The 7621-nt window shown below is 68.5% G+C and carries 10 protein-coding genes; 6 read left to right on the plus strand and 4 right to left on the minus strand.

Annotated features, from left to right (window positions below):
• Positions 1 to 22: 22 nt before the first annotated feature.
• The 3 genes from AWC17_RS29355 to hglS are packed head-to-tail and all read right to left on the minus strand — an operon-like array spanning position 23 to position 3493.
• A complete protein-coding gene (locus AWC17_RS29355) occupies positions 23 to 694 on the minus strand; it encodes a TetR/AcrR family transcriptional regulator (RefSeq protein WP_046187255.1) in 672 nt (223 codons plus the stop codon).
• 46 nt (positions 695 to 740) lie between these two features.
• The gene (amaB, locus tag AWC17_RS29360; protein WP_085165616.1) at positions 741 to 2252 is read right to left on the minus strand and encodes an L-piperidine-6-carboxylate dehydrogenase; all 1512 of its coding nucleotides are present in this window, start codon (positions 2250 to 2252) and stop codon (positions 741 to 743) included.
• The gene (gene hglS, locus AWC17_RS29365) at positions 2249 to 3493 is read right to left on the minus strand and encodes a 2-oxoadipate dioxygenase/decarboxylase (protein WP_085165618.1); all 1245 of its coding nucleotides are present in this window, start codon (positions 3491 to 3493) and stop codon (positions 2249 to 2251) included. The genes amaB and hglS overlap by 4 nt, the downstream gene beginning before the upstream one ends.
• 30 nt (positions 3494 to 3523) lie before the next feature.
• Here hglS and AWC17_RS29370 point away from each other — a divergent pair, with 30 nt between their 5' ends.
• From AWC17_RS29370 to usfY, 4 genes are all read left to right on the plus strand, one after another.
• The gene (locus AWC17_RS29370; protein WP_046186308.1) at positions 3524 to 3976 is read left to right on the plus strand and encodes an Lrp/AsnC family transcriptional regulator; all 453 of its coding nucleotides are present in this window, start codon (positions 3524 to 3526) and stop codon (positions 3974 to 3976) included.
• 53 nt (positions 3977 to 4029) lie between these two features.
• Positions 4030 to 5370 carry an L-lysine 6-transaminase gene (gene lat / locus AWC17_RS29375; protein ID WP_085165620.1) on the plus strand — a complete coding sequence of 447 codons (1341 nt, stop codon included), beginning with the start codon at positions 4030 to 4032 and terminating at the stop codon, positions 5368 to 5370.
• Between the two features lie 174 nt (positions 5371 to 5544).
• Positions 5545 to 5928: a hypothetical protein gene (locus AWC17_RS29380; protein WP_046186306.1), complete on the plus strand. Its 384-nt coding sequence runs from the start codon at positions 5545 to 5547 to the stop codon at positions 5926 to 5928.
• 96 nt (positions 5929 to 6024) lie between these two features.
• Positions 6025 to 6336: a protein UsfY gene (gene usfY, locus AWC17_RS29385; RefSeq protein WP_046186305.1), complete on the plus strand. Its 312-nt coding sequence runs from the start codon at positions 6025 to 6027 to the stop codon at positions 6334 to 6336.
• A gap of 133 nt (positions 6337 to 6469) precedes the next feature.
• On the opposite strand, the gene AWC17_RS32940 is transcribed toward usfY, so the two are convergent.
• A complete protein-coding gene (locus AWC17_RS32940) occupies positions 6470 to 6619 on the minus strand; it encodes a hypothetical protein (RefSeq protein ID WP_167385660.1) in 150 nt (49 codons plus the stop codon).
• Between the two features lie 107 nt (positions 6620 to 6726).
• Here AWC17_RS32940 and AWC17_RS29390 point away from each other — a divergent pair, with 107 nt between their 5' ends.
• Positions 6727 to 7164, plus strand: coding sequence for an ATP-binding protein (locus tag AWC17_RS29390; RefSeq protein ID WP_046186304.1), 438 nt, complete (start codon positions 6727 to 6729; stop codon positions 7162 to 7164).
• Positions 7161 to 7621, plus strand: a 461-nt coding sequence (locus tag AWC17_RS29395; protein WP_244193541.1) for a sigma-70 family RNA polymerase sigma factor, incomplete at its 3' end; no start/stop codon positions are given. The genes AWC17_RS29390 and AWC17_RS29395, both read left to right, overlap by 4 nt.

The following is a 7621-nucleotide window of genomic DNA, read 5'->3' on the forward strand; positions in this document are numbered from 1 at the left end:
GGGGCACCGACAAGAGCGCGCGCTAGCGCGGTTCGATACGAGCGGTCGCCATCGCGTGGGACAGTTCCTCGGGTATCTCGGGCACCCGGGCGATGGCGTCGAACAGCGCGTGCGCGCACGAATCGGCGAGACGGTCGGCGTCGGTGGTGGGGTCGATGATGCGCTGCCGGCACGTCTCGAAGGTGAACGCCAGCCAGCCATGGCAGATCACCCGCAGGTCCCGCTCGACATCCGCCTCCAGCTTCGTCCCCGAGATCTTGACCACGAGGTCGTGGATGCGGCTCATGATGTGTTCCATCTGGCGGTTCTTGGCGTCGTCCTCGACGCCCAGCAGAACCGGGTCGGACCGGCCCAGCCCGACGTAGGCGGCCCACGCGGCCTCCGGATTCTGCTCGTGGTAGGCCATGTACGCCATGACCCCGATCCTGACCTCTTCGTACATGGTCAGGCCGGTGGCGTCGTCCATGTTGGTGGTCTCGTACAGCCGGTCGGCTTCGTCCTTGACCACCGCGGCGAAGAAGGCCCGCTTGTCGGGGAAGTAGTGATACATCAGCGCCCGGGACACTCCGGCGCGCTCGGCGATCTCGTCGATGCGCACTTCGTCGTAGGGTCGCTTTCCGAAGACTTCTGCCCCCAAAGCGAGCAGCTCAGCGCGTCGATCCTCGGGGGATAACCGCCTTCGGGCTGTCGGCATGTGAGAGATAGTACTCACCGGTCCTGAGACACCAACCACATTGTGTCTATCCGAACTCCACGCCCTGGGCCAGCGGTAATTCGTCGGAGTAATTGACGGTGTTGGTAGCGCGCCGCATGTAGGCCTTCCACGCGTCCGAACCGGACTCCCGCCCGCCGCCGGTTTGCTTCTCCCCGCCGAACGCGCCGCCGATCTCCGCGCCCGACGTGCCGATGTTCACGTTGGCGATGCCGCAGTCGGAGCCGGCCAGGAAACGTTCGGCCTCCCGCAGATCGGTGGTGAAGATGGCCGAGGAAAGCCCTTGCGGGACCGCGTTGTTGAGGGCTATCGCCTGGTCCAGGTCGTCGTAGGTCAGCACGTAGAGGATGGGCGCGAACGTCTCGGTCGCCACGATGGCGGTCTGCTCGGGCATGCGCACCACGGCCGGCGCGACGTAGTAGGCGCTCGGCAGGTGCTCTTCCCGGCGCTCGCCGCCGATCACCTCGCCACCCTCGGCGCCGGCCTGTTCGAGCGCTCCCACCATGTCGCGGTAGGCGGTCTCGTGGATGAGCGGCCCGACGAGCGTGCCCGGGGCCGACGGGTCGCCGATGGGCAGTCGGCCGAAAGCGGAGACCACCCGCGCGACGACCTCGTCGGCCACGCGGCGATGGACGATGAGCCGGCGCAGACTCGTGCAGCGCTGGCCGGCGGTGCCGGCGGCGGCGAACACGATGGCGCGCACGGCCAGGTCCAGGTCGGCCGACGGCGTCACGACGGCCGCGTTGTTGCCGCCCAGTTCCAGCAGCGACCGCCCGAAGCGGGCGGCGATGCGCGGGCCGACAACCTGGCCCATGCGCACGGACCCGGTGGCGGACACCAGCGCGACCCGGGGGTCGTCCACCAGAAGTCCGCCGAGTTCCCGCTCGCCCAGGATCAGGCCGGTTACCGCAGGCGGCGCGCCCACGTCGGCGGCCGCCCGGTCGGCCAGCGCCTGGCAGGCCAGCGCCGTCAACGGCGTCAACTCCGAGGGCTTCCACACCACCGTGTCGCCGCACACCAGCGCCACCGCGGCGTTCCACGCCCACACCGCCACCGGGAAGTTGAAGGCGGTGATCACCCCGACCACGCCGAGCGGATGCCAGGTCTCGGCCAGCCGATGCCCGGGCCGCTCCGACGCAATTGTGCGGCCATAGAGCTGACGCGACAGGCCGACGGCGAACTGGCAGACGTCGATCATCTCCTGCACCTCACCGGCCGCCTCGGCGGTGATCTTGCCGACCTCCACGGTCACCAGCGTCGCGAGGTCGTCCCGGTGCGCGGTGAGCAATTCACCGAGGCGGGCCACCAGCGCGCCGCGCACCGGGGCCGGGGTGCCGCGCCACGCCGTGAACGCCTGGGCGGCCTCGGCGATCGTCCGGTCGGCCCGCTCGGCGGTGGTGTGCGCGACGGTGAACAGCACCTCGCCGGTGATCGGGGTGCTGGCCTGCAGCCCGTGCTCGCCCGGCTCGCCGAGAGCGGCGTCGGCGCCGACCGCAACCAACGCCGCGCGCGCCCGGGCCCGTAAGTCCTCGGTACTCATCGCGATGCCTCCTCGTAGAGCGCGTAGGGGTCATGGATATCGCGGCCGATGGCCCCGGCGAGCCACTCCGCGTGGTAACAGGAGTCCTCGGTCGCGTCACGGGCCGCGGTGTCGCGGTCCAGATTGGAGCGGAAGATGCCGGCGGCCGACGCCGGCAGGAAGTCTTCGTAGACGATGGGCGCCGAGGGATCGCCACCGCGGTAGTAGGCCAGACCGTCGGCGGCCAACTGGGCATCGGTGGACGGGAAGTACTCACTCCACACGGCGGCCGGGTCGGGAGCACCCATCGCCGCGTCGTAGCGTTCGCGGCCCTTGCGCGTCAGCGCGACACCGCGGGCCTCCACCTCACCGAAGCGCACCCGCAGGCTGCCGTCGGCGATGTCGCCGTTCGCCAAGCGGAACCGGCAGGGTTCGGCCAGCGCCCGAAATGAGGTCTGGCGCAACAGCACCGCCGGGCCGTCGGTGCGGGGCGGTCCTTGGATGGCGTCGATCATGGCGACGCCGCGGTCGGTCATCCGCCGGTAGAGCTCGTCGATGTCGAGGACCCGCGGCGTCAGGTGGTTGATGTGGGTGGAGCCGACCCCGGCGATGTCGGCGGCCACCGCCGACACCCGCGCCAGCTCGTCGTACCACGACTTGTCGATCGGTTCGCGCGACAGGGCAAACGCCGCCACCGCCGCCGCGACGAAGGCCCGCGCCTCGTGGGCGGCGCACCCGCCCTCGGCCGCGACGGTCCGGGCCCGGGCGAGCAGGGCGGGGTCGAACAGCTGGCGGCGCGCCACGAAGCCCTCCACGCGGGAGCGCAGGTCGGCGTCGAAGAAGACCGGGTCCCGGGTGGCGAGCAGCGACGTGAACACCCGAAACGGGTTGTGCGCCAACTCATCGGCGGCGGTGGGCCGGAAGGCGGTCGACACCACCGGGACGGGCGGGGCCGCGGCGCGCAAATCGTAGTAGCCGACCGGTAGCATGCCGAACGCGGAGAACAGGTCGGCCACGGCGGCCAATTCGGCCGGGCTGCCCACCCGGATGGCGCCGTGGCGCTCGGCGGTGACCCGCTGCAGCGACCCGAACCGTTCGGCGTCACGATGGCGCGCCACGTGGTCGGCGTTGACCTGCCCGCTGACCTCGACCAGCGTGGCGTAAGCGGGCACCTCGTGGGCATACATCGCCGACAGTCCGGCGGCGAACTGGGCCCGCAGCTGCCAGGTCACCAGCCAATTCTTTCCGTTTGCGGGGGTCATACGCCGCCGCCGCTGCGATAGTCTCCGGCCATGAGCGGGCGCCTCGACGAGATCGACCGGATCCTGGTGCGCCGGCTGGTGGCCGACGGGCGCGCCACGCTGGCCGAGCTGGCGGCGAGCGCCGGCCTGTCCGTCTCGGCGGTGCAGTCGAGGGTGCGCCGATTGGAGTCGCGCGGCGTGATAGCGGGGTATGCCGCGCGGATCAGCCCGGAGGCCGTCGGGCACCTGCTCTCGGCGTTCGTGGCGATCACCCCTCTGGATCCTTCTCAACCCGATGATGCGCCCGCCCGCCTGGAACACATCGAAGAGATCGAATCGTGCCAGTCGGTGGCGGGCGAGGAAAGCTACGTCCTGCTGGTGCGGGTGGAGTCCGCCCGCGCGCTGGAGGACCTGCTGCAACGCATCCGGACGACGGCGAACGTGCAGACCCGCAGCACCATCATCCTCAATACTTTTTACAGCGATAGGCAGTACATACCATAACCTTTCCGTCCTGTTGATCAGAATTCCGTAAAAGCTCCGCTAGCATTGATGGCATGACCGCCGCCGTGAACGACGTCGCGCTCGCCGGCCAGCAAATAGCACCCGACCGCGTCCGCGAGGTGCTGGCGCGCAGCATCCGCGACGACGGCTTGGATCTGGTCCTGGACCTGACACGGTCGGCCGGTTCTTACTTGGTCGACGCCCGCGACGGTAGCCGCTATCTCGACATGTTCACCTTCGTCGCATCCTCGGCGCTGGGCATGAACCACCCGGCGCTGGCGGACGACGAGGAGTTCCGCGCCGAACTTCTGCAGGCCGCGCTGAACAAGCCGAGCAATCCCGATGTGCCCTCGGTCGCGCTGGCCCGCTTCGTCGAAACCTTCGTGCGCGTGCTGGGGGATCCCGCCCTGCCGCATCTGTTCTTCGTCGAAGGCGGCGCGTTGGCGGTGGAGAACGCGCTGAAGGTGGCGTTCGACTGGAAGAGCCGGCACAACCAGGCGCGCGGCATCGACCCCGCGTTGGGCACCCGGGTGCTGCACCTGCGCGGCGCCTTCCACGGCCGCAGCGGCTACACGCTGTCGCTGACCAACAGCAAGCCGGTCTCCGTGGCCCGCTTCCCGAAGTTCGACTGGCCGCGCATCGACGCGCCCTATATCCGGCCGGGCGCCGATATGGATGCCGTGGAAGCCCAGTCGCTGCGCCAGGCCCGGGCGGCCTTCGAGGCGCACCCGCACGACATCGCCTGCTTCGTGGCCGAGCCCATCCAGGGCGAGGGCGGCGACCGGCACTTCCGCCCCGGGTTCTTCGCGGCGATGCGGGAACTCTGCGACGCATACGACGCCCTGCTGATCTTCGACGAGGTGCAGACCGGCTGCGGGCTGACCGGAAGCGCTTGGGCCTACCAGCAATTGGGCGTGCAACCCGACGTCGTCGCGTTCGGTAAAAAGACGCAGGTGTGCGGGATCATGGGTGGCCGACGGGTCGACGAGATCAAAGACAACGTCTTCGCGGTGGCCTCCCGGTTGAACTCGACGTGGGGCGGCAACCTGACCGACATGGTGCGCGCCCGCCGCGTCCTCGAGGTGATCGAGGCCGAGGGGCTGATCGCCCACGCCGCCGAACAGGGCGCCTACCTGCGTGCCCGGCTCGACGAACTCGCCCGGGACTTCCCCGGCGTCGTTTTGGATCCCCGTGGCCGCGGCCTGATGTGCGCGTTCAGCCTGCCCACCACCGCCGATCGCGACGAACTGATCCGCCGGCTGTGGCGACGTGCCGTGATCATGCTGCCGGCGGGGCAGGACGGGGTCCGCTTCCGTCCGGCGCTGACCGTGTCGCGCGCCGAGATCGATGCGGCGCTACGTGCCATACGCGGGGCTTTGACCGCCGCGACCTAGAACTGAGCCGTTTTACCGGGTTTGCCGATGGGTATTTGTTGCCATGCGCACTTCGCTAGTGCCAGCGCGAATGCAGCGGCCGGCTGTCGGACAATTTGTCGTCGCGCGGTAACTAATGCGGCGCAGCAAACGATGAACAAAGCATTGGCCAGGCGGGGGATATGAGGGGCACGGATGCACAAGGCGGATGAGCGATCGGGTGGTGATCGCTTGGGACAGCAGGACGGCGAGGTGCGCGCCGCCATCCGGTTCGCAGTAGTGGCCGCGGCCGCGGCGGTCGGCTTCCTGGTCATGGCCGCGCTGTGGGTGAGCACCTGCCCGGGCAACGGAGTCGACACGGTGGCCTGCGGCGCGCCGCAGCGAACGTTGCTGGCGCTGGGGGCACCGTTGATTCTGCTGGCGACCGGGCTCTGGGCGTTCCTGCGCACCTATCTCGTGTGGAAGGCGCAGGGCATGTGGTGGGCGTGGCACGGCGCGGGCTGGTTTTTGTTCACGCTGATGGTGCTGATGGGGGCCCTGGGCGTGGCCCCGATCGCAGGTCCGGCGCTCACGCTCTGACTGGGTCTCGCCAAAAGCCTTCCGGGGGATCTACCGTTGATGGTGCAACCCGTATTGAGCTGCGCATGAGTTACAACATCTGCACTAGGAGCAGCCATGGGAGACACCTTTCACGACCCCGTCGACCATCTACGGACAACGCGGCCGCTCGCCGGCGAGTCGCTGATCGACGTACTGCACTGGCCCGGCTACCTCTTGGTGGTAGCCGGTGTGATCGGAGGGTGCGGAAGCCTGGCGGCTTTCGGCACCGGGCATTACAACGAGGGCATGACCGCGGGCGTCCTGGCGGTCATCGCCGCGGTCCTCGGGTTGGTGTGGTTGGCGATTGAACACCGGCGGATCCGCCGGATCGCGGATCGCTGGTACGCCGAACACCCCGAGGTGCACAGGCAGCGGCCCGCCAGCTAGGAGCGCGTCCGCCGCGGCCCACCTGAGCACCAAACATTTTTTTCGAGGAAGCGAACGCGGGGGGTTACCCGGCCCGTCCAGTGGGTATCACGTGTGCACCATGATGAGTGCCGGAAGGGTTGCGTCAGCGTGGTCACCCCATCATGGGGGACAGGATCACGAAGACACCGACATAGATGCTTACAGCGAGAACTATCAATACGAACAGCGCGATCCCGGCGATCACCGCCACGCGCTTGAGCCGCCGTACCCGAACCGTCTCGGTGGTTTTCGGCCCATGCATAGCGGGCCGAATACCCGGTGGCACCCATGACTAATCGGCTCGAACGGACGGTCCACGGCGGGCTGCGGAGCGGTAGTAGTGTCAGTCAATCATTGCCGGGAGACCATATGAACGATGCGGGATTGCGCACTAACAAGCGTCAGCGCGGTCAGCGCGCCGTCGAATTGCACGTCGCGGCACGCCTGGAAAACCTCGCGATGCTGCGGACGCTGGTCGGTGCGATCGGCACCTTTGAGGACTTGGACTTCGACGCCGTCGCGGATCTGCGGCTCGCGGTCGACGAAGTGTGCACCCGGTTGATCCGCTGCGCCACCCCCGACGCAACCCTGGTCGTGGTGGTCGACCCGCAGGACGACCAATTGGTGGTCGAGGCGTCCGCGGCGTGCGATACCCACGACGTGGTCGCGCCCGGCAGCTTCAGCTGGCATGTGCTGACGTCGTTGGCCGACGACGTCCAGACTTTTCACGATGGTCGCGAACCGAACCAAACCGGCAGTGTTTTCGGTATCACTCTGACGGCGCGACGGGCGGCCTCCAGCAGGTGACCCCACCAGCTGCCGGCGGTTCGGTCTCGCGCCCGAACGAGTACGCCGATGTCCCGGAGATGTTCCGTGAGCTGGCCACTGTGGACGCCAGCTCGATGGAATTCCAGCGTCAACGGGACAAGATCGTCGAGCGTTGCCTGCCCCTGGCCGATCACATCGCCCGCCGGTTCGAGGGGCGCGGCGAACCGCGTGACGACCTCGTCCAGGTGGCGCGGGTCGGACTGGTCAACGCGGTGGTCCGTTTCGACGTGGAGACCGGCTCGGACTTCGTGTCGTTCGCGGTGCCCACGATCATGGGTGAGGTCCGCCGGCACTTCCGCGACAACAGCTGGTCGGTCAAGGTGCCGCGGCGCCTGAAGGAACTGCATCTGCGCCTCGGCTGTCCGTTGTCGTTCTATCTGAGGCAGGTGCGGGCGTCTGACCTGCGGTGCCTCAGATCAAATGGCGATCCTGTTGC

Origin of the sequence: Mycobacterium nebraskense, from assembly GCF_002102255.1 — a bacterium.
Lineage (GTDB): Bacteria > Actinomycetota > Actinomycetes > Mycobacteriales > Mycobacteriaceae > Mycobacterium > Mycobacterium nebraskense.

Bases quoted from the DNA above. Each gene is read 5' to 3' on its own strand.
- AWC17_RS29370 (WP_046186308.1), top strand. From the start codon at position 3,524: ATGAGCGGGCGCCTCGACGAGATCGACCGGATCCTGGTGCGCCGGCTG.
- AWC17_RS29380 (WP_046186306.1), top strand. From the start codon at position 5,545: ATGCACAAGGCGGATGAGCGATCGGGTGGTGATCGCTTGGGACAGCAG.
- lat (WP_085165620.1), top strand. From the start codon at position 4,030: ATGACCGCCGCCGTGAACGACGTCGCGCTCGCCGGCCAGCAAATAGCA.
- AWC17_RS32940 (WP_167385660.1), bottom strand. From the start codon at position 6,619: ATGCATGGGCCGAAAACCACCGAGACGGTTCGGGTACGGCGGCTCAAG.
- usfY (WP_046186305.1), top strand. From the start codon at position 6,025: ATGGGAGACACCTTTCACGACCCCGTCGACCATCTACGGACAACGCGG.
- hglS (WP_085165618.1), bottom strand. From the start codon at position 3,493: ATGACCCCCGCAAACGGAAAGAATTGGCTGGTGACCTGGCAGCTGCGG.
- amaB (WP_085165616.1), bottom strand. From the start codon at position 2,252: ATGAGTACCGAGGACTTACGGGCCCGGGCGCGCGCGGCGTTGGTTGCG.
- AWC17_RS29355 (WP_046187255.1), bottom strand. From the start codon at position 694: ATGCCGACAGCCCGAAGGCGGTTATCCCCCGAGGATCGACGCGCTGAG.
- AWC17_RS29390 (WP_046186304.1), top strand. From the start codon at position 6,727: ATGAACGATGCGGGATTGCGCACTAACAAGCGTCAGCGCGGTCAGCGC.